Origin of the sequence: Corynebacterium sp. HMSC036D02, assembly GCF_001836165.1 — a bacterium.
Classification (GTDB): Bacteria; Actinomycetota; Actinomycetes; order Mycobacteriales; family Mycobacteriaceae; genus Corynebacterium.
In genome coordinates, this window is sequence record NZ_KV827691.1 from 19,831 (window position 1) to 38,430 (window position 18,600).

Annotated in this window: 17 protein-coding genes; 5 read left to right on the forward strand and 12 right to left on the reverse strand. The window is 62.7% G+C overall.

The window, feature by feature from the left end:
• Positions 1-58: 58 nt before the first annotated feature.
• The 4 genes from obgE to HMPREF2743_RS08285 form a co-directional block, all read right to left on the reverse strand.
• Positions 59-1,588 (reverse strand): GTPase ObgE, encoded by a 1,530-nt coding sequence (gene obgE / locus HMPREF2743_RS08270; protein WP_070525715.1) that lies wholly within the window; start codon positions 1,586-1,588, stop codon positions 59-61.
• Between the two features lie 159 nt (positions 1,589-1,747).
• Complete coding sequence (gene rpmA, locus HMPREF2743_RS08275; RefSeq protein WP_010190882.1) at positions 1,748-2,026, reverse strand: 50S ribosomal protein L27; 279 nt, start codon at positions 2,024-2,026, stop codon at positions 1,748-1,750.
• A 43-nt stretch (positions 2,027-2,069) separates the two neighbouring features.
• Positions 2,070-2,375, reverse strand: a complete 306-nt coding sequence (rplU, locus tag HMPREF2743_RS08280) for a 50S ribosomal protein L21 (RefSeq protein ID WP_010190885.1) — start codon at positions 2,373-2,375, stop codon at positions 2,070-2,072.
• Between the two features lie 200 nt (positions 2,376-2,575).
• Positions 2,576-5,779, reverse strand: a complete 3,204-nt coding sequence (locus HMPREF2743_RS08285) for a translation initiation factor IF-2 N-terminal domain-containing protein (protein ID WP_070745143.1) — start codon at positions 5,777-5,779, stop codon at positions 2,576-2,578.
• A gap of 157 nt (positions 5,780-5,936) precedes the next feature.
• Here HMPREF2743_RS08285 and HMPREF2743_RS08290 point away from each other — a divergent pair, with 157 nt between their 5' ends.
• Positions 5,937-6,740, forward strand: a complete 804-nt coding sequence (locus HMPREF2743_RS08290) for a hypothetical protein (protein ID WP_246818757.1) — start codon at positions 5,937-5,939, stop codon at positions 6,738-6,740.
• Here the strand turns inward: HMPREF2743_RS08290 and arsB are convergent.
• On the reverse strand, positions 6,737-7,801 hold the full coding sequence (arsB, locus tag HMPREF2743_RS08295) for an ACR3 family arsenite efflux transporter (protein ID WP_070818569.1): 1,065 nt from the start codon (positions 7,799-7,801) through the stop codon (positions 6,737-6,739). The two genes, HMPREF2743_RS08290 and arsB, sit on opposite strands and share 4 nt — an antisense overlap.
• A gap of 113 nt (positions 7,802-7,914) precedes the next feature.
• Here arsB and HMPREF2743_RS08300 point away from each other — a divergent pair, with 113 nt between their 5' ends.
• Positions 7,915-8,265: an ArsR/SmtB family transcription factor gene (locus HMPREF2743_RS08300; protein WP_046648980.1), complete on the forward strand. Its 351-nt coding sequence runs from the start codon at positions 7,915-7,917 to the stop codon at positions 8,263-8,265.
• Between the two features lie 119 nt (positions 8,266-8,384).
• Here HMPREF2743_RS08300 and ndk read toward each other — a convergent pair whose 3' ends face one another.
• The 6 genes from ndk to HMPREF2743_RS08330 are packed head-to-tail and all read right to left on the reverse strand — an operon-like array spanning position 8,385 to position 14,776.
• Positions 8,385-8,795, reverse strand: coding sequence for a nucleoside-diphosphate kinase (ndk, locus tag HMPREF2743_RS08305; protein ID WP_039676402.1), 411 nt, complete (start codon positions 8,793-8,795; stop codon positions 8,385-8,387).
• 59 nt (positions 8,796-8,854) lie between these two features.
• Positions 8,855-9,166, reverse strand: a complete 312-nt coding sequence (locus HMPREF2743_RS08310) for a hypothetical protein (RefSeq protein ID WP_070525709.1) — start codon at positions 9,164-9,166, stop codon at positions 8,855-8,857.
• Between the two features lie 5 nt (positions 9,167-9,171).
• Positions 9,172-10,017 carry an alpha/beta hydrolase gene (locus HMPREF2743_RS08315; RefSeq protein ID WP_070525748.1) on the reverse strand — a complete coding sequence of 282 codons (846 nt, stop codon included), beginning with the start codon at positions 10,015-10,017 and terminating at the stop codon, positions 9,172-9,174.
• A 48-nt stretch (positions 10,018-10,065) separates the two neighbouring features.
• A complete protein-coding gene (locus HMPREF2743_RS08320; RefSeq protein WP_070818570.1) occupies positions 10,066-10,512 on the reverse strand; it encodes a DUF4233 domain-containing protein in 447 nt (148 codons plus the stop codon).
• Positions 10,509-12,038: a bifunctional tetrahydrofolate synthase/dihydrofolate synthase gene (locus tag HMPREF2743_RS08325; protein ID WP_070818571.1), complete on the reverse strand. Its 1,530-nt coding sequence runs from the start codon at positions 12,036-12,038 to the stop codon at positions 10,509-10,511. Before HMPREF2743_RS08325 ends, HMPREF2743_RS08320 begins: the two co-directional genes overlap by 4 nt.
• Positions 12,038-14,776 (reverse strand): valine--tRNA ligase, encoded by a 2,739-nt coding sequence (locus HMPREF2743_RS08330; protein WP_070818572.1) that lies wholly within the window; start codon positions 14,774-14,776, stop codon positions 12,038-12,040. Before HMPREF2743_RS08330 ends, HMPREF2743_RS08325 begins: the two co-directional genes overlap by 1 nt.
• Positions 14,777-14,833: 57 nt before the next feature.
• Here HMPREF2743_RS08330 and panB point away from each other — a divergent pair, with 57 nt between their 5' ends.
• The gene (gene panB, locus HMPREF2743_RS08335; protein WP_070818573.1) at positions 14,834-15,655 is read left to right on the forward strand and encodes a 3-methyl-2-oxobutanoate hydroxymethyltransferase; all 822 of its coding nucleotides are present in this window, start codon (positions 14,834-14,836) and stop codon (positions 15,653-15,655) included.
• 10 nt (positions 15,656-15,665) lie between these two features.
• The gene (panC, locus tag HMPREF2743_RS08340; protein ID WP_070645367.1) at positions 15,666-16,487 is read left to right on the forward strand and encodes a pantoate--beta-alanine ligase; all 822 of its coding nucleotides are present in this window, start codon (positions 15,666-15,668) and stop codon (positions 16,485-16,487) included.
• Here panC and HMPREF2743_RS08345 read toward each other — a convergent pair.
• Positions 16,484-17,446: a malate dehydrogenase gene (locus HMPREF2743_RS08345; RefSeq protein WP_070719549.1), complete on the reverse strand. Its 963-nt coding sequence runs from the start codon at positions 17,444-17,446 to the stop codon at positions 16,484-16,486. The two genes, panC and HMPREF2743_RS08345, sit on opposite strands and share 4 nt — an antisense overlap.
• 175 nt (positions 17,447-17,621) lie before the next feature.
• Here HMPREF2743_RS08345 and HMPREF2743_RS08350 point away from each other — a divergent pair, with 175 nt between their 5' ends.
• Positions 17,622-18,365, forward strand: coding sequence for a TetR/AcrR family transcriptional regulator (locus HMPREF2743_RS08350; RefSeq protein WP_070447801.1), 744 nt, complete (start codon positions 17,622-17,624; stop codon positions 18,363-18,365).
• The last annotated feature ends 235 nt before the right edge of the window (positions 18,366-18,600 follow it).

Genomic DNA, 18,600 nt, shown 5'->3' on the forward strand with positions numbered 1-18,600 from the left:
AAGAGGATAGTCGATCTGGTTGTCGTGTTCGGATGACATACCGGCTCAGTATACCGGGCTAGCCCTGCCAGCGATCGCGGTTTGCGGACTCGCGCGTAACCTCCCCATCGGTACCAAAGTCAAACTCGTCGACGAGACCGCGGCGTGCCTGGGAAGCGCGTTTACGCTCGGCAGCCGAGACTCGCTCGGTGCTCATGAGGCGGCCATCCTGTCCGCGGCCAGCATCAGTCGCGCGGCCACCAGCCATGGGCTCATACTCGAAGGTGATGTCCCCGATGGTCACCGGGCAGCCTTCCTCCGCGCCCTGGCGGTGCAGTTCCTCTTCGACGCCGGCCTTCGCCAGACGGTCTGCGAGGTAGCCCACGGCCTCGTCGTTTTCGAAGTCGGTCTGGCGAATCCAGCGGTCGATCTTGTCGCCCTCGACGATGAATCCGCCCTCCACCTCGGGGTCTGGGGTGACGGTGAAGTCGGCGAACCTGCCCTTCTTTTTCTTGCCCACGGACTTGGGCTGAATGATGGTGTGGTTCTTGTCCGCGGCGACCTTGGGCTGGGACTTGCGGTGCTCGTTGACCATCTCCATGAGCTTGTATTTGAGTGGGTCGAGGCCCTTGCGCGCGACGGCGGAGATGATGAAAACCGGCCAGCCGTACTTCTCCTCGAGGTCCTCCTTGACGAACTCCGCCAGCTCTTCGGCTTCGGGGATATCTGCCTTGTTGAGGATGATGACGCGTGGGCGCTCGCGCAGATCACCCAGGCCGGTGTCCTGCTCGAGCAGTTCTTGGTACTTGGCCAGCTCGGTTTCAAGAGCCTCGATATCCGAGAGCGGATCGCGGCCGGGCTCGATGGAGGCGGTATCTACCACGTGCGCGAGCACGGCGGTGCGCTCGATGTGGCGCAGGAAGTCGAGTCCCAAACCCTTGCCCTCGGCGGCACCGGGGATCAGACCCGGAACATCCGCCATGGTGAAGGACTCATGGCCCATGTCCACCACGCCCAGATTGGGTTGGAGGGTGGTGAAAGGATAGTCGCCAATCTTTGGCTTGGCCGCCGAGAGGACCGAAATGAGCGAGGACTTACCCGCGGAAGGAAAGCCGACGAGGCCGACGTCCGCCATGGACTTCAGCTCCAGGATGAGATCGCGCGCCTCGCCCGGCTCGCCCTGGAGGGCGAAGCCCGGGGCCTTGCGGGCTGCGGAGGCCAGTGCTGCGTTGCCGAGTCCACCGAAGCCGCCCTCCGCGGCCACGAAGCGGGTTCCCGGGACCGTGAGGTCCGCGAGCATCTCCCCATCCTCGGTATAGACCACGGTGCCTGCCGGCACCTCCAGAATGAGGTCCTTGCCGCGCGCACCGTTACGCCAGTCGCCAGCACCGTTGCCGCCGCGCTCGGACTTGATGTGCGGGCGGTAGTGAAAGTCCATCAGTGTGTGGATCTGGGTTGAGACCTCCAGCAGGATGTCTCCACCGTGGCCGCCGTTGCCGCCATCGGGCCCGCCGAGCGGCTTGAACTTTTCGCGGTGAACGGAGGCGCAGCCATGTCCGCCGTCGCCTGCCTGCAGGTGCAAAACCACTCGGTCAATGAATCGTGCCATGCCCGCTAGTCTAACGGTTCCTGGCATACCGTCCTAGTTGAATGCTGCCGGGGATCTGAAGCAACGCCCCTTTAGTTTTCTCCACGCTCCCCCACCACGCCGGACGCGTGAAAACGACAAAATCCCGAGCAAAAAGCTCGGGATTAAGCCATGAAGCTCTTAGGCAGTAGCTTCTGCAGCGGCCTCTTCAGCCGGAACAATGTTGACCAGACGACGTCCACGCTTGACGCCGAACTCAACAGAACCTGCAGCGAGAGCGAACAGGGTATCGTCGCCGCCGCGACCAACGTTCTCACCCGGGTGGAACTTGGTGCCGCGCTGACGCACGATGATCTCGCCGGCCTTAACCTGCTGACCACCGAAGCGCTTGACGCCGAGACGCTTGGACTCGGAATCGCGACCGTTGCTGGAGCTGGAAGCACCCTTCTTGTGTGCCATGTGGTTTCCCCTCCTTCAGGGATGAATTAGTGCCGGTTAAGGCTTACTTGATACCGGTAATCTTCAGCGTGGTCACCGGCTGACGGTGACCGAGGCGACGCTTGTAACCAGTCTTGTTCTTGTACTTGAGGATGTCGATCTTCGGGCCCTTGCCCTGCTCGACAATTTCAGCGGAGACGGAGACCTTCTCCAGGTCTGCAGCCTTCGACTTGACGGTTGCGCCATCGACGAGCAGAACCGGGGTGAGAGCAACGGAGGAACCCGGCTCACCCTCGATCTTCTCGACCTTGACGAGGTCACCTTCAGCAACCTTGTACTGCTTTCCGCCGGTCTTGACGATCGCGTACATAGAGGGCTACCCCTTATCTAAACTCGGCTCGCTAGCAGCTGGGTGGTGCCGCTAGCGAATGGACATTGGACAATTGCGTTCAGATCATAAGCCGCGAGAGACGCGCGAAAACCGCGTTCGTCCCATCCAGCGCATTCATGGTCTAAACAGCGACTGTCAAAGACTACCCCGTGAGGGGGCGAAAAGGCAAAACGCCTTTTCTAGCGCGACCTGCGCCGTGTCACACGACGCCTCCCGCGCCCACCCCTACGTGTCGTCGGCGCGCCGGTCCGTGCGGCGCCCTCGCGCTCCTTCGCCTCGGTGCTGCGCTCCACGTGCGTGCCACGTTCATTCGGAGTTTGGGCGGAGTGGCTCTGCGCCATCTTGCGCACCACTCGGCGGCGGCCCCGTCCGCGGGAAGTACGCGCGTTTGTGCTTACACCGGAGTCCGCGTTCTTTCGCTCAGCCTTGCCCTCCTTCTTAGAGGTAGCCAGCTGGGCATCCTTAGCCGGAGCCTCCTCCTGTGCGAAGTCTTCGCGCTTCGGGCGAATATCCGAGCGGGAGTTTCCGCGTGTGCGGCGCTTGCGACGCGGTGAGTTCTCGAAGGCCGCTACGGCCTCCTCGTAGGTCTGCTCCGAGCGCTGCGCGGAGGATTTTTCCGCTTCAGCGTTGTTAGCGTTCCTATCCTGCTTCTCCTGCTGTGCGCGTGGGTCTTCGCTTATTTCCTCGCGCTGCGGTTCCTGGAAGGTACGCGTTGCCCGGCGCGGCTTGCGCGAGCGCTTCTGCTTTGACTTCGGCCTCGAACGCTGTGCTTCCAGGCTTTCCGCTACGGCATAACCAATGGACGCGCTATCCGGCGTATCCGTGTCATCTTCATCGACAACGACCACGCTGGCCACGAGCTCTTCCAGTGAGGATTCCTCGTCACGCGCCGCTTCTTCGTTATCAGCCTGGGAAACCTCGTGCTCAGACGGTGTGTCCTCGTCATGGCGGTGCATGCGGACGGCTGCCGGGTGTTTCTTTGGATCCCGCTGCGGTGCGCGGCGTTCCTTCCGAGCATGGCGCTGCGGCTTCGAGTTCTCTTCCTCGGTGTCCTCATCAACCGGGTAGTCGTGGATGATGATTCCTCGGCCGTGGCAGGCCTCGCACTCGGTGGAGAAAGTCTCGATGAGGCCGGTGCCCACGCGCTTGCGCGTCATCTGCACCAAGCCCAGTGAGGTCACCTCGGAAACCTGGTGGCGAGTCCGGTCACGCCCCAATGCTTCCTTGAGGCGGCGCAGCACCAAGTCTTGGTTCTCCGGCAGGACCATATCGATGAAGTCCACGACGATCATGCCACCGATATCGCGCAGGCGCATCTGACGCACGATCTCCTCGGCTGCTTCGAGGTTATTGCGCGTCACCGTCTCCTCGAGGTTGCCACCGGAGCCGGTGAACTTGCCGGTATTGACGTCGATGACCGTCATAGCCTCCGTACGGTCAATAACGAGCGTGCCGCCCGACGGCAACCAGACCTTGCGGCCGAGAGCCTTCTGCAGCTGCTCATCGATGCGGTAGGAGCTGAAGGCATCCTCACCATCGTGCTCGCGCGCGTCATAGCGCACCACGCGGTCGGCCAAGTCATGCGCCATGGAATCCACGTAGGCGCTGACCGTGTTGTAGGAACGCTTACCATCCACCACCAAGGTACTGAAGTCCTCATTAAAGAGGTCGCGCACCACCTTGATGAGCAAATCCGGCTCTTCATACAGGGTGACCGGCTTGGCGCCCTTCGTTGCCTTTTCATGCGCGGCGCGGGCGCTGATGTCCTCCCACAGGGAGTGCAGGCGGTTGACGTCGGAGGCAATGTCCTCCTCCGACACGTTTTCCGCGGCCGTGCGGATGATGGCGCCGCCATCTCCTGGGATGACGCGCTCCAGGATTCCCTTGAGGCGCTTGCGCTCCGGTGCCGGCAGCTTGCGGGAGATTCCCGCGCTGCGCCCGCCCGGCACGTACACCAGGAAGCGGCCGGCCAGAGAAATTTGGGTGGTCAAACGTGCGCCCTTATGACCGATGGGGTCCTTAGCCACCTGGACGAGAACCTGATCACCAGACTTCAAGGCGTTTTCTACCTTGCGGCTGCGCCCGCCAATCCCCAAGGCACGCCAGTCGATGTCTCCCGCGTACAGCACGCCGTTTCGGCCCTGTCCGATATCGACGAAGGCCGCCTCCATCGAGGGCAGCACGTTTTGCACGCGGCCCAAGTAGATATTGCCGATCTGTGAAGGGTGCGTTTCGGTCGTGACGAAGTGCTCGACTAGGAGATCATCCTCCAGCACACCGACCTGGGTGATGATGCCCGCGCCGTCGGTGCGCTGCTTATCGCGCACCACCATGGTGCGCTCTACAGATTCGCGGCGCGCCAAAAACTCCGCTTGGGAGACGATGTGCTGGCGCTCGCGGCCCTTCTCCCGCAACTCCGCGCGGCGACGGCGCTGTGCCTCGATACGGGTCGAGCCCTTAATCGCCTTCGGCTCTTCGATGTGCTCGACTTCCTCACGGGCGGGCCCACGGCCTTCTGCCCCGCGGCCACGGGAGGTGCCGCGGCTGCCACGCCGGCGACCGCGCGGCTGGCTTAGCGGCGCTGCATCCTCTTCGGTCTCTTCCTCGCGTACTTCCGGCTTCTGGCGCTTGGCTGGCGGCGTGATCTTCGGCGCCATGAAGACTGGCGCAAAGTCGTACACGTCCGGGTCTTCCTCCGCCATCGGGGTAATCAGCGGGGTGAGGTCATCTTCCTCGTCGCTTTCGCCGGCCTCAGCGAGCGCCTCGTGCAGCATTTCTGCATCGACCTTGTCGACGATCTGCGAAATCTCGTTATCAACGTTCTTACGAACGCGCTCGCGCAGCTTCTCTTCTTCCTCGCTCAGCTGCTCCGGCTCCGCAGTCTGTACCGGCGTGACTTCCCGGGACTCCCCCGCGCCATCCGGTTGCGCCGCAGACTCTTCCGGTGCAGGTTCCTCTGCCTGCTCCTTCGACTCAGCCTTCTTGCCTGCCTTGCTCACGCGCTTGACCGCACGCTTGGTCCGCTTCTTCTTGACGGTCTTCTCTGGCTTGTCCTCTGCCGGAACCTCCGGCTGGTCAGCATCGTCGACCTGAGCTGCCGACTGGTCGGCGTCCTCGGCTGCGGCCTGCTCGGGGGCTTCGGTGGCGGGCGCGAGGGCGTCGATAAGCTGGCCCACCTCTTGCGGTGTCAGCGAAGACTGCGCGGACTTCTTGATTCCCATCTCCGCAAACTGAGCCACCAACTCCTTGGAGGCCACACCCAGCTGCTTTGCCAAAGCATAAAGGCGGGTCTTGGGTGCGAGCGCCTCGCGGTCAATCCCCGCTACAGCTGCGGCCAGCGTCGATTCAGTGCGTACTTCTTCTGTTTTCTTCTTGGATGCCATCAGTGGCTAATCTCCTGAGGTTGTGCTCACCCCGGGCGCAGGTTGCCGCCACACGGTAGTGAGTCTTTGAAAAAATTCTCTTCGTCTTTATTAAGTTGTCAGCGCCTTCCATTCTGGCACAGAGCTCGAACGAGGCTCACATGTTAGTATCGCCGCTATGCCCGATAGCGCGCCCACAAACACACCGGCAGAGCGGAAATTGCCTGAACCGGCACCACGTACTGTGGCCCAGGCGCGCGCCCGGAACGAGATTGCGCTACAGGATATTGTCACCGTGGCCGTGCCCGCGGGCATCGCCTCCGGCCTTCGCGTCGTTGACTTCCCTTATCCCTACGCGGTTCCGGTCTACGGGGTGCTCATCATGGTGATGCTCTACGGAGCCTTCCGCATCATTCGCAGCGAGCCAAAGTTCGTCCAAGCTGCGCAAGAAGAGTACCGGGCGGGCGATTACCCTCTTCTCGCCTACTTTCTACCGGTGCTTGCTATCTTCTCCCCTCTCATCACTGAGGGAATTAAGTCCACCGGGATTATCGGCGATATCTCACCCAACCCCATCCTTATCGCCGCTGGACTTACTGCCTTCTCCATCCCCGCGTTCATCTTCGGCGGCCGTGCGTTCGGCACAACCTCCTACCGAGTGGGCAGGCGCCGCATCAAGGCGATCACCGAACAAGGAAGCCTCGAAGGCGTCACTCAAGCGAGCATCGCCGCGGTAGAAACTCACCCGGAAGTCCTCAGCGGGCTGGTCGCCGCCGGCGCAGTCACTGGCAATACCACCTCCATCTCTGAGCTGGGGCGGCTGATCGGCTACGAGGAGGGGCTCGAAGAAGAACTCCGTGAACTCGAAGCAGCCGGCGTGGTGAAGCTGCCTGGTTTCATCAAGTGGAGTGGTGAGCGGACCTTTAACATCACTCTGACCGAATCCGGCGTGCGCAGCATGGACGCTGCACGCACGCGCTAGCGCGGAAGAGTGTCATCTCCTGGGAAGAGTTTCGGACCAATCCACAGCATGAAATAGACCAAACCAACGAGGACTGGGATCTCAACAAGGGGACCAATCGTTCCGGCAAGGGCTTGAGCAGACATCGCTCCGAAGGTGCCGATGGATACCGCAATAGCAAGCTCAAAGTTATTTCCTGCTGCAGTGAACGCCACGCTGGCAGACTGCGCGTAATTCATGCCAACGGCCTTTGCTACGCCCAGCGACAGCACAAACATGCCCACGAAGTAGATAACCAGCGGCACGGCCACGCGCACTACCGTTGCTGGCTGCTCCACAATGTGCTCGCCCTGCAGGGAAAAGAGCAACACAATTGTGTACAGCAGACCAATCATGGCCAGGGGCGATACGGCTGGGAGGAAGCGGTTCTCAAACCATTCCCGTCCTTTTACCTTTTCGCCCCACACGCGAGACAGCGCACCCAACAGGAACGGTATGCCCAAGAAGACGAGTACGGCCTTGACGATGGCCCAGAAGGAAAAGTCAGCGCTCGTCGTGTCCAGTCCCAGCCATCCGGGGAGGACGCGCAGGTAGAACCAGCCCAGAACACCAAACATAGCGACCTGGAAGATGGAGTTCAGGGCGACAAGCACAGCCGTTGCCTCGCGGTCAGCGCATGAGAGGTCCGACCACACAAGCACCATGGCGATACAGCGAGCAAGGCCCACGATGATGAGGCCGGTGCGCAGCTCCGGCTGGTCCGCCAAGAACAGCCACGCCAGGGTAAACATAAACGCCGGCCCCACCAGCCAGTTGAGGACGAGCGATACCGCCATGAGGCGGACATCCGTGGCAATTTCCTTGGTCTTCTCGTAGCGAACCTTGGCCAAGGGTGGGTACATCATGACGAGGAGACCAATGGCGATCGGAATGGAAATCCCGCCGATTTCAACGGCGCCCAAGGCTTGGCCAATCCCGGGAATGAAGTGGCCAATGAGCAGTCCGGCAGCCATCGCCAGAATGATCCACATGGGTAAAAATCGGTCAAGAAAAGACAACGTCGGGCGCTGCGACACGGCCATGCCTCTCCCTCCTTCAAGGTTGAACAGAGCACGATACGAACATGCAATGTACAGCACGTATTGATACACGTCAATATAACGTAGGGTGCAAGGATAACCCCTATACTGATCGCATGGCTTCCTCTTCCACGCCCGAAACCAGCGCGCCCAGCACTGAGTGTTGCTCCTTAAGCACAGGCCCGCTCAGCGACGCCGAGGCGAGGCATTTTTCGCAGCAATTCAAAGTGCTGGCAGACCCTGCCCGCCTGCGTCTTTTGTCCATCCTGTGTGATGAAGGCTGTGGGCCCATGAGTGTCACGGAACTCACCGAGCTCACTGCGCTGAGTCAGCCCACGGTCTCGCACCACCTAGCGCGCCTGCGGGAAGCCGGCTTGCTATCCAGACAGCAATGCGGCCGCACCGTCACCCATCAGGTGCACAAAGACGCTTTTGCGGCCTTGCGCACGCTGCTGTCGTTCGACTAACCGGTACCTGATCGGATCTGCGCTCGAGCACACAGGACGGGTTCGGGGTAAGGGGCAGAAATAACAAAGGCCCGAGCGCTATGCTCGGGCCTTATTGCGCGCTAGGTGCGATGAACTTCTTAGAGGTTCGGGAACCAGATGGAGATCTCGCGCTCAGCGGACTCCGGGGAGTCGGAACCGTGGACAACGTTCTCGCCAACGGTCAGAGCGAAGTCACCGCGGATGGTGCCCGGGGTGGCCTTCTCAACCGGGTGGGTGCCACCGGCCAGCTGACGCCATGCGGCAATAGCGGACTCGCCCTCGACGATGCCAGCAACCAGCGGCGCAGAGGTGATGAAGTCAACGAGCTCGCCGAAGAAAGGCTTGTCCTCGTGCTCGGCGTAGTGCTTCTTGGCGGTCTCCTCGTCGGCGACGCGCAGATCCATGGCGACGAGCTTCAGGCCCTTGCGCTCGATGCGGGAGATGATCTCGCCCACGTGGCCGTTCTTGACGCCATCCGGCTTGATGAGAATGAGTGTACGTTCAGTCATAGGGCACATAGTACAGAACAGGTGCTCCCTCGTCCCGACAGTGGGCCAATAATTAAGCGCTACGTGAGATGTTGCACGATTTCCTCCGCGCGCTCATGGCTCGTGCCACGAAACCACAACTGCACTTGGCGCACCGCCGTGCCGTACTGGCCGCTGTCTAGCAGGCTTTTCAGCTCCTCGCGATGCCACTCTTCCAGATCCGCAAACTCCACCGGCCGCTCATCGCGCTGCTGCTTGAGCATGCCAACAACAAGGAAGACGAAAGCCGGAATCAGCAATGCGAGCGGAAACGCGAAGCCACCAAAGTACAGTTTGGCCACGAGTGCGGCGATGCACAGCAGTGCGGAAAGACCGTAGAGCAGAAAGAGCATGCCCGTTAGTCTAGCGCGTTGAGAATCGACTGCAGCCAGACACGAGAGCTCATGAGCAGGCGCTTTGCCGCCGCAGTATGGGGAGCCCACAGCTCGAAGGCATGCACCCCGCCGTCGATGACCTCGCACTGTGTAGGCACGCCAGCAGCTTTCAGGCGCTCGGCGTAATCCACGATTTCGCCGTAGAAAAGCTCGCTGCTGCCCGCGTACAGCCACGCCGGCGGTAGGCCAGACAGATCCGCGCGGCGGCCGGGCACGGCATAGGGGGCGTCCGGGTTGCCGTTGACGTAGTAGCGCCAAGCCTGTGCGTTGGAGTCCGCGTCCCAGATGGGGTTGCGGTCGGTGGAGGCTGTGCGGTCATCGAGCATCGGGCAGAACAACCACTGCCCTGCTGGTTGAACCCCGCCTTCATCGTGGAGGCGTTGGCACAGTGCCGCGGCGAGCCCTCCCCCGGCGCTCTGCCCGCCGATAACAATCCGATCCTGGCTGATTCCCAGCTCTTCCGCATGCGTGAGGAGCCAGTGGTGGGCCGAGTGGACGTCGTCAAGCGCGGCCGGATAAGGGTTCTCCGGGGCGAAGCGGTAGCGTGGCGCGACAACGGCGACTCCAACCTCCGCGGCCGTCTCCTTGAGGTGTTTGACGTCCTGGCGCGGATGCCCCATGAGCAGCCCGCCACCGTGGATCCACAACACAGCGCCGCGCGGTTTCTCCGGGCTATAGATAGTCGCGTGGATTTCGGCGTTCTTCACCCGCCGCGTGCGCACGCCCTGGATTAAGGGCGCGGGCCACAGCGCTGGCATGATGCGCCCGGCGCGGCGGATCAGCGGGTTGGTCGGATCCCACAAAGACATGAATACCGCTCCCGCGCGCAGCTCGGGCCGGATATACACCGCAGCGACCTACTTCTCAGTCAGGTGCTGCGTGGTGAGGTAGCCGCGCTCCATGCGGGCGACGATCACCGAGCGCATATAGGCCGCGAGTGCCCAGAGCAGGGCGAAGATGATGAAGATGGTCGCCACGGACCAGTGGACCATAAAGCCGAGAACGATACCGATGACGTGGAGGACAATCTGCACTCCAACGATCCACGGCTTATTCATGAAGGGGAAGGACGCCAGGAGCAGCACCATAAAACCGATCACCACGCCATAGTTGAACGGGGTCCACAGGGTGCCGTCATAGAGCTTGTACAGCATCGGCAGCGCCAAGACAAAGGTGATGAGTTCCAGTGTGAGGGAGCTGGCCACCACCATGCCGCCGAATTGCTTGAGGGGATCCTTGGCCGGCGCTTGGCCTAGTCCGAGCGGGCCGATCTCCTCCTCGGGGACGGGTTTGCGGGGGCTCATGCGGGTTCCTTTCCAAAGAGTGCGCGGGCGTCACCTGCCGTGACCACCGAGCCAGTAATCACGATGCCGGAACCGGACTGCACATCGGCCTCCTCCGCCAATTCCACGGCTTGGGTATAGGCGCTGGGCAGCTCGGGTTCGACATACACGCGCTCCTCACCGAAGATGTCGCGGGCGAGCTCCGCTAGCTCGTAGGCATCGCGGGCGCGCGGCGAGGTGTTCTGCGTGATCACGACTTCCGTGAGGACCGACTCGAGGGCAGTGAGGATGCCGGCGGCGTCCTTGTCCGTGAAGATGGACACCACGCCGATGAGGCGCGCGAAATCGAAATCGCGGTCGAGCGCTGCGGCCAGGGCCTTGGCCCCGTGCGGGTTGTGGCAAGCATCCAGGAAGGTCGTGGGGCTGGTGCGCACGCGCTCCAAACGGCCGGGTGAAACGGCCTTGGCAAAGCCGGTGCGCACGGAGGCGATGTCGAGCTGATTGCCTGCCGACGCCCCGAAGAAAGCCTCCACCGCAGCCAAAGCGACGGCCGCGTTCTTGGCTTGGTGCTCGCCGTGCAGCGGCAGGAAGATGTCTTCGTACATCCCACCCAGGCCCTGGATGGTGAGCTGCTGGCCGCCGACGGCAATGCGGGATTCCAGCGCGGCGAACTCAGAACCGGCGCGGGCCACGCCCGCACCGACGTCCACGGTGCGCTGCAGGATAACCCGCATTGCCTCGGGGTCTTGCTCGGCCACAATGGCGATGTTCTCCCCCGGCGTGAGCACGTCGTCGGCATCGTGCTCGCGGGCTTTGATGATGCCGGCCTTTTCACCGGCGATCTCGGTGATGGTGTCACCGAGGTAATCCGTGTGGTCGAGACCCACCGGCATGACCACGGCCACCTCTGCGTTGACCACGTTGGTGGCATCCCACGTGCCGCCGAGGCCGACCTCGACGACGGCGACGTCGATGGGGGCATCGGCGAAGGCTGCGTAGGAAATACCGACCAGCACCTCGAAGGTGGACATGGGGATGTCGGAGCGGGAATCCACCATTTCCACATAAGGCTTGATTTCGCGCCAAATGCGCACGAAGTCGCGCGGGTGGATGGGGTGGCCGTCGATGCCAATGCGCTCGGTCACCAGCTGCAGGTGGGGGCTGGTGACGAGGCCTACCCGCCGATGGAAGGAGCGCAGCAGCGAATCGATCATGCGCGCGGTCGAGGACTTGCCGTTGGTGCCGGCGACCTGGATGACGTGGAAGGAACGCTCCGGATTACCCAGGAGATCCATGAGCATCTCGATGCGCTCGAGGCTGGGCTCAATGATGGTTTCGGGGGCGCGGGCGTTAAGCTCCGCCGTCACCTGAGCCAGCTCCGCTAGCTCCTCTGGCGTGGCCTGCTCAGGCGCTGCCTCCTCGTAGTCATCCTCGCCGCCGAGGTTGAGGGTTAGGCCAGAATCGGTGATTTCGACCGGCCCGCCATCGGTGCCCTCCGCGAGGGCATCGACGACCTCGAATTCCTCGCGGTCTTTCTCCTCCGCCACTACTTGAGGCCCTCCAGACGTGCGGTGATGCGCTCGACTTCTTCCTTAGCCACCTGCTGGCGAACGCGGATCTTCTCCACAACTGCCTCCGGTGCTTTGGACAGGAAGGCCTCGTTGCCCAGCTTCTTGCCGGTCTGGTCCAGCTCCTTCTGGGCCTTGGCCAAATCCTTCTCCAGGCGCTTGCGCTCTGCGGCGACGTCGACGGCGCCGGAGGTGTCCAGGGTGACCTCGACGGTCGCCTGGGATAGGCGCACCTCGATGGAGGCGGACGCGGTGAAGTCCTCACCCGGCTCGGTGGTGTTGGCCAAGTTGCGGATGAGTCCCTCTTGCTCCTGCAGGTCGGCAGCGGCGAAGTCGAGGCGGCCCGGGACCTTCTGCGAAGGCTTGACGCCCTGATCTGAGCGGAAGCGGCGCAGCTCGGTGATGAGCTTGTCGGCGTCCTGAATGCGGCGGGCGGCGACCTCGTCCTTCTCGGCGCCGCCGTTGGTGTGCTCCTGGGTAGGCCACGAGGCGGTGACGATGGTCTCCCCACCGGTCAGGGCCTTCCACAGGACCTCGGTGACGAACGGCATGGTCGGGTGCAGCAGGCGCAGAACCAGGTCGAGCACGCGGCCCAACACGATCTGGGTCGTGCATCCGGTTGCCTGCTCCTCGGCGCTCGCCGCATCGAAGTCTCGCGGGATCTGGGTCTTGGCAATCTCCAGGTACCAGTCACACAGCTCATCCCACACGAAGTGGTAGAGCAGCTCGTTGGCCTTGGCAAACTGGTAATCATCCAGGTAGGAATCCACCTTGGCGCGGACCTCTTCGGAACGGTCGAGGATCCAACGGTCGGCGTCGGTCAGCGCGTCGCGTGCCGGCAGCTCAGCCACGCCCGCGCCGTTCATGAGCGCGAACTTGGTGGCGTTGAAGAGCTTGGTGGCGAAGTTGCGACCGGCGGCGGCAGCGTCGACAGCCAGCGGCAGGTCCACGCCCGGGTTCGCGCCGCGAGCCAGGGTGAAACGCAGGGCGTCCGCACCATAGTCGCGCACCCAATCCATCGGGTCGATGCCATTGCCCAGGGACTTCGACATCTTGCGTCCCTGCTCATCGCGCACCAAGCCGTGGAGGTAGATATCGGTGAACGGAACCTGCGGGCGGCCATCCTTGCCCTCACCGAGCAGCTCCGGGGTGTGGGCGCCAGCGAAGGTGCCGAACATCATCATGCGCGCGACCCAGAAGAAGAGGATGTCATAGGCAGTAACCAGCACGTTCGTGGGGAAGAACTTCTCCAGATCGGCGGTCTTCTCCGGCCAGCCCATCGTGGAGAAAGGCCACAGCGCAGAGGAGAACCAGGTGTCCAGAACGTCCGGATCCTGGACGTAGCCTTCCGGTGCTTCCTCGTCGGGGCCGAGGCAGACGATATCTCGCTGGCCGTCCTCTCCCTCCGGGCCGTACCAGATTGGAATGCGGTGGCCCCACCACAGCTGGCGGGAAATGCACCAGTCGTGCATGTCATCGACCCACTCGAAGTAGCGCGGCTCCAGGGACTTCGGGTGGATGGTGGTGTCCCCCTCGCGGACGGCGTCACCGGACATCTTCGCCATCTTCTCCACGGCCACGAACCACTGCAGGCTCAAGCGCGGCTCGATGGGCTCGCCGGAGCGCTCCGAGTGGCCCACGGAGTGGACGTAGGGGCGGATCTCCTTGACAATGCGGCCCTGCTCGCGCAGCGCCTCACGGATCTCCACGCGTGCCTCCTCGCGGGTCAGGCCGTCAAACTTCGTGCCGGTGTTCGCGATGTGTCCGGTGGTGTCCATGATGGTCGGCATGTCCAAGTCGTGGCGCAGGCCCATGGCGTAGTCATTCGGATCGTGCGCCGGGGTGATCTTCACCGCACCGGTGCCGAATTCCATGTCCACGTAATCATCGGCGATGATCTTCAGGCTCAAATCATCGCGGAAGGGGTGCGGCAGCTCCTTACCCACCAGGTGGGCGTAGCGCTCGTCATCCGGGTGGACGGCGATGGCGACGTCACCCAGCATCGTCTCGACACGGGTGGTAGCCACGATGAGGTGCGGCTCGTCGTCGTTCAGCGAGCCATAGCGGATCGACACGAGCTCGCCCTCGACGTCCTTGTACACGACCTCGATGTCGGAGACGGCGGTCTCCAGCACCGGGGACCAGTTGACCAGGCGGTTGGCCTGGTAGATCATGCCCTCGTCGTAGAGGGTCTTGAAGATGGTCTGCACGGCGCGAGAGAGGCCATCATCCAAGGTGAAGCGCTCGCGGGACCAATCCACCGAGTCACCGATGGCGCGCATCTGGTTCTGGATGGTGCCGCCGAATTCTTCCTTCCACTCCCAGACCTTGTTGATGAATTCCTCGCGCTCATAATCCCAGCGCTTCTTGCCCTCCTGCTCACGCAGGCGAGCCTCCACCTTGGTCTGGGTGGCGATGCCCGCGTGGTCAGCGCCCGGCAGCCACAGGGTGGCATAGCCCTGCATGCGCTTGCGGCGAATGATGGAGTCGATCAGAGTGTGGTCCAGGGCGTGGCCCATGTGCAGCTGGCCGGTGACGTTCGGCGGCGGCAGCACGATGGAGTAGGGCTCCGCCTCCGAGGACGCGTCCGGGGTGAAGTAACCGGCGTTCACCCAGCCTTCGTAGAGGTCTTTCTCTACTGCCTGCGGCTCCCAGGACTTGGGAAGCTGGTCCGCGCGGTTGGTGCCAACGAGTTGCTCTTTATTCTGATCAGTCACCTGGCCAACTCTACCCTGTGCGTCAACTGGCACCAGCGCCGTGTCTAGAGTAAGGGCATGTCTCACAACCCTGGCCGCCGCGCCCGCCTCCGCACCCGTTACTTCGCCCAAGCCAAAGACGACTCTCAGCCCTTTGCGTGCCTGACAAGCTATGACTGCATGACCGCCGAGATCTTCGATGAAGCCGGGGTAGATCTCCTGCTCGTCGGCGATTCTCTGGCCAACGTGGTCCTGGGCCGCGAAACCACACTCTCCCTCACGCTCGATGAAATCATTCCGCTCGCCCGCGCGGTGGTCTCATCCACCTCCCGCGCCTTCGTGGTGGTGGACTTGCCCTTCGGTTCCTATGAGGCCGGCCCCGCCCAGGCACTGGAGTCTGCCGTGCGCGTCATGAAGGAAACCGGCGCGCAGGCCGTGAAGCTCGAGGGCGGTGCGGAGCGCGCGCCCATCGTCGCCGCGCTTGCCGCCGCAGGCATCCCCGTCTGCGCCCACATCGGATTCACGCCCCAACAGGTTCACGCCTTGGGCGGCTTCGTGGTCCAGGGCCGCGGTGCCGGTGCGGAGAAGCTGCACGAGGACGCCCGCGCGCTTGCCGACGCCGGCGCCTTCGCCGTGGTACTGGAGATGGTCCCAGCTGCGTTGGCTGAGGAGGTGACCAAGGAACTGCCCATCCCCACCATCGGCATCGGTGCCGGCGCGCAGACCGACGGCCAGATCCTGGTGTGGACCGATGCCTTCGGGCTGGGCGGACCCAAGGCGCCGCGCTTCGTGCGCCGCTACGCAGACCTGCGCGGCGCGCTGCTGAAGGGTGCGAAGAATTACGTGGCCGATGTGGGCGAGCGCTCCTTCCCCAACGCCGAGGAATCCTTCGAGGACTAAAGTTTGGGCCATGCAGATCCTTACAACTAAATCTGAACTCCGCGCCTTCCGCGCGGCCGCATCCGGCACCGTGGGATTGGTGCCCACGATGGGCGCGCTTCACGAAGGCCACGCTTCACTCGTGCGCCGCGCCCGCGAGGAGAATGACACCGTGGTGTGCTCGGTCTTTGTCAATCCCCTCCAATTCACCGACCTCGGCGATTGCGAGGACTACCGCGCCTACCCGCGCGACCTCGACGCGGATGCAGCACTGCTCGATTCTCTAGGCGTGGATGCGGTTTTCGCTCCCACCGTGGAGGAGATGTACCCGGGTGGCACCCCGCGGGTGTGGGTGCGCACGGGTGAGATGGGCTCGGTCTTGGAAGGCGCTTCGCGCCCCGGTCACTTCGACGGCGTGGCCACTGTGGTGAGCAAGCTATTCACTCTCGTGCGCCCCGACCGCGCCTACTTCGGGCAGAAGGATGCCCAGCAGGTAGCCATTATTCGGCGCTTGGTGGCGGACCTCGACCTGCCACTCGACATCGTCAGCGCGCCCATCGTCCGCGCGGCGGACGGCGTGGCCGAGTCCAGCCGCAACGCTCGCTTGAGCCCTGCCGAGCGCGAGCAGGCCGTGGCGCTGTCCCAGGCGCTCTTCGCACTGCGGGATGGTGCATCCCTCAAGGAGGCTGAAGCCCAGCTTGCTTCCTCCCCCGGCGTGACGGTGGACTACCTCACCGTGGTGGATCCAGCCACGCTCGAGCCCGTTGATGCACAACACCGGCCCGCCCTGGCGCTCGTTGCAGCGCAGGTGGGGCCAGTGCGGCTCATCGATAACTTAGTGCTTGAGTCTTAGTCCTTGAGCAGGTGGGCTACGGCCTCGCGCTCCTCACGCAGCTCTTGAACCGAGGCCTCGATGCGTTCCTTCTGGAAATCGTTGAGCTCGAGGCCTTGCACGATTTCCCACTTGCCGTCGCGGGCGACGGTGGGGAAACCTGCGACGAGGCCCTCGTCCACGCCATAGGAGCCATCGGAGACGACGGCTGCGGTACGCCAGTCCTCGGTGCCATGGATCCAATCGTGCATGTGATCCACCGCGGCAGAGGCTGCGGAGGCAGCTGAAGACTTACCGCGCACGGCGATGATCTCAGCGCCGCGCTTGGCCACCTTCGGAATCATCTCTTCCTTGTACCAGGTCTCATCAACCTCGGCGTTGGAGAAGGTCAGGTCCGGAAACTGGGAGGCAGAGTGATTGCCCCACACGGCAACCTTGGTCAGCTCCGCGGTAGGCACGCCCGTCTTGAGGGAGACTTGGCTCTGGGTGCGGTTGTGGTCCAGGCGCATGAGCGCGGTGAACTGGCTCGGGTCCAGGTCCGGTGCGCTGTTGGCAGCGATATAAGCATTGGTGTTGGCCGGGTTACCCACGACGAGGACGCGGACATCGCGCGCAGCGACGTCGTTCAGCGCCTTGCCCTGGACCGTGAAAATGGCACCGTTGGCTTCCAGCAGGTCGGCGCGCTCCATGCCCTTGCTGCGCGGGCGGGAACCGACGAGGAAAGCAGCCTTGGTGTCCTTGAAGGCCACGTTCGGATCATCGGTGACGGTAATGCCGCGCAGGAGGGGGAAAGCAGAGTCATTAAGCTCCATGGCCACGCCTTCAGCGGCGCCCACGGCGTCCGGGATTTCCAGCAAAGCCAGCTCCACCGGGGTGTCCTTGCCATAGACATCGCCCGCAGCGATGCGCCACAGCAGAGAGTAGGCGATGTTGCCGGCGGCGCCGGTCACGGTGATCTTGACGGGTTTCGATGCAGTCATGTGCGAGTCCTTTCGGCTGGGTATTCACCTTCCCACCCTAGTCCCGTTTTTCGCCCCCGTGGGGTGTGATTTTACCCCCGAAAGATGCGAGTTCTTTGTACTTGAGCTCCACGGCCGTCTTTTTTCGGCATAGTGGACAACTGTACGCATATCCATCGACTAGACGGGACCTTCCATGAGCACTGAGACTTCATCGGTCGACTCCGGCTCTGTTGAGCACGTGATCGATGTTGCGATATCGGAGTTTTCGGAGCATGGTTATGCCGAAACCAAGCTCGAGACCGTATCGAAGCTGTCTGGGATGTCCAAGCGCATGATCCACTACTACTTCGGGGATAAGAAGGGGCTCTACCAGCAAGCCTTGGCAGCGGCAGCGCGGCGCCTCAACCCGCCAGAGGGCAGCCTCGAGATCAATTCTGCTGTCCCAGTCGAGGGCGTGCGCACCTTGGTGGATTGGTTGTTCCGCCAACATGTGAATAACCCCGAAGCCATCCGGATGCTAACGATGGAATCCTCCCACAGTGTGCTGGAGTCCTCGCAGGCGCTTGTCGACGTGTCCGAGATCTCCCTCCACCTCGACAGGCTGCTCATGCTGGGCCAAGATTCCGGCGCGTTCCGCCCGGGAATTTCCGCCAACGATATTTTCACGCTGATTTCTGCGCTCTCGATGTACCGGGTGACGAATCACGCGATGATGAGCAACCTGCTCGACATCAACATGTACACCCACAACAACACTGAGGGGCTGCACCGCATGGCGGTCGATGCTGTGCTGGCTTTCCTTACGGCGAACATCCCGGACATCGGCTTCGAGTCCTACCTCACCCAGAACGAAACCGAGCTCGATGCTGAGTCCGCGCCCTTGGATGTCTACTCCACCGAGGACGAGGGCGACGCGTCAGCGAGCCTCTACGAATGACGCGCCGGCGGGGACTCTACGGTTAGAGCCCTCTCCCCAGCACCGCGCGAGCAAAGAAACCAAAGTAAAGGAACCATCTGCGCGCCGGCCTGAGCACAAGCCCAGGTCACAATTTCACTCCACAGCTACATGGTCCCATTCATCTGGTTCCTTTGCCCCAACAGGCAGATGGCATCTGACAGAAGGCGTTTTTAGACCTGAAAACGCCATGTAGACAGCACAAAAGGCATCTTCA

Excerpts from the sequence above, each read along its gene's own strand:
- obgE (WP_070525715.1), bottom strand. The coding sequence starts at position 1,588 with ATGGCACGATTCATTGACCGAGTGGTTTTGCACCTGCAGGCAGGCGAC.
- rpmA (WP_010190882.1), bottom strand. The coding sequence starts at position 2,026 with ATGGCACACAAGAAGGGTGCTTCCAGCTCCAGCAACGGTCGCGATTCC.
- rplU (WP_010190885.1), bottom strand. The coding sequence starts at position 2,375 with ATGTACGCGATCGTCAAGACCGGCGGAAAGCAGTACAAGGTTGCTGAA.
- HMPREF2743_RS08285 (WP_070745143.1), bottom strand. The coding sequence starts at position 5,779 with ATGGCATCCAAGAAGAAAACAGAAGAAGTACGCACTGAATCGACGCTG.
- HMPREF2743_RS08290 (WP_246818757.1), top strand. The coding sequence starts at position 5,937 with ATGCCCGATAGCGCGCCCACAAACACACCGGCAGAGCGGAAATTGCCT.
- arsB (WP_070818569.1), bottom strand. The coding sequence starts at position 7,801 with ATGGCCGTGTCGCAGCGCCCGACGTTGTCTTTTCTTGACCGATTTTTA.
- HMPREF2743_RS08300 (WP_046648980.1), top strand. The coding sequence starts at position 7,915 with ATGGCTTCCTCTTCCACGCCCGAAACCAGCGCGCCCAGCACTGAGTGT.
- ndk (WP_039676402.1), bottom strand. The coding sequence starts at position 8,795 with ATGACTGAACGTACACTCATTCTCATCAAGCCGGATGGCGTCAAGAAC.
- HMPREF2743_RS08310 (WP_070525709.1), bottom strand. The coding sequence starts at position 9,166 with ATGCTCTTTCTGCTCTACGGTCTTTCCGCACTGCTGTGCATCGCCGCA.
- HMPREF2743_RS08315 (WP_070525748.1), bottom strand. The coding sequence starts at position 10,017 with ATGTCTTTGTGGGATCCGACCAACCCGCTGATCCGCCGCGCCGGGCGC.
- HMPREF2743_RS08320 (WP_070818570.1), bottom strand. The coding sequence starts at position 10,512 with ATGAGCCCCCGCAAACCCGTCCCCGAGGAGGAGATCGGCCCGCTCGGA.
- panB (WP_070818573.1), top strand. The coding sequence starts at position 14,834 with ATGTCTCACAACCCTGGCCGCCGCGCCCGCCTCCGCACCCGTTACTTC.
- panC (WP_070645367.1), top strand. The coding sequence starts at position 15,666 with ATGCAGATCCTTACAACTAAATCTGAACTCCGCGCCTTCCGCGCGGCC.
- HMPREF2743_RS08345 (WP_070719549.1), bottom strand. The coding sequence starts at position 17,446 with ATGACTGCATCGAAACCCGTCAAGATCACCGTGACCGGCGCCGCCGGC.
- HMPREF2743_RS08350 (WP_070447801.1), top strand. The coding sequence starts at position 17,622 with ATGAGCACTGAGACTTCATCGGTCGACTCCGGCTCTGTTGAGCACGTG.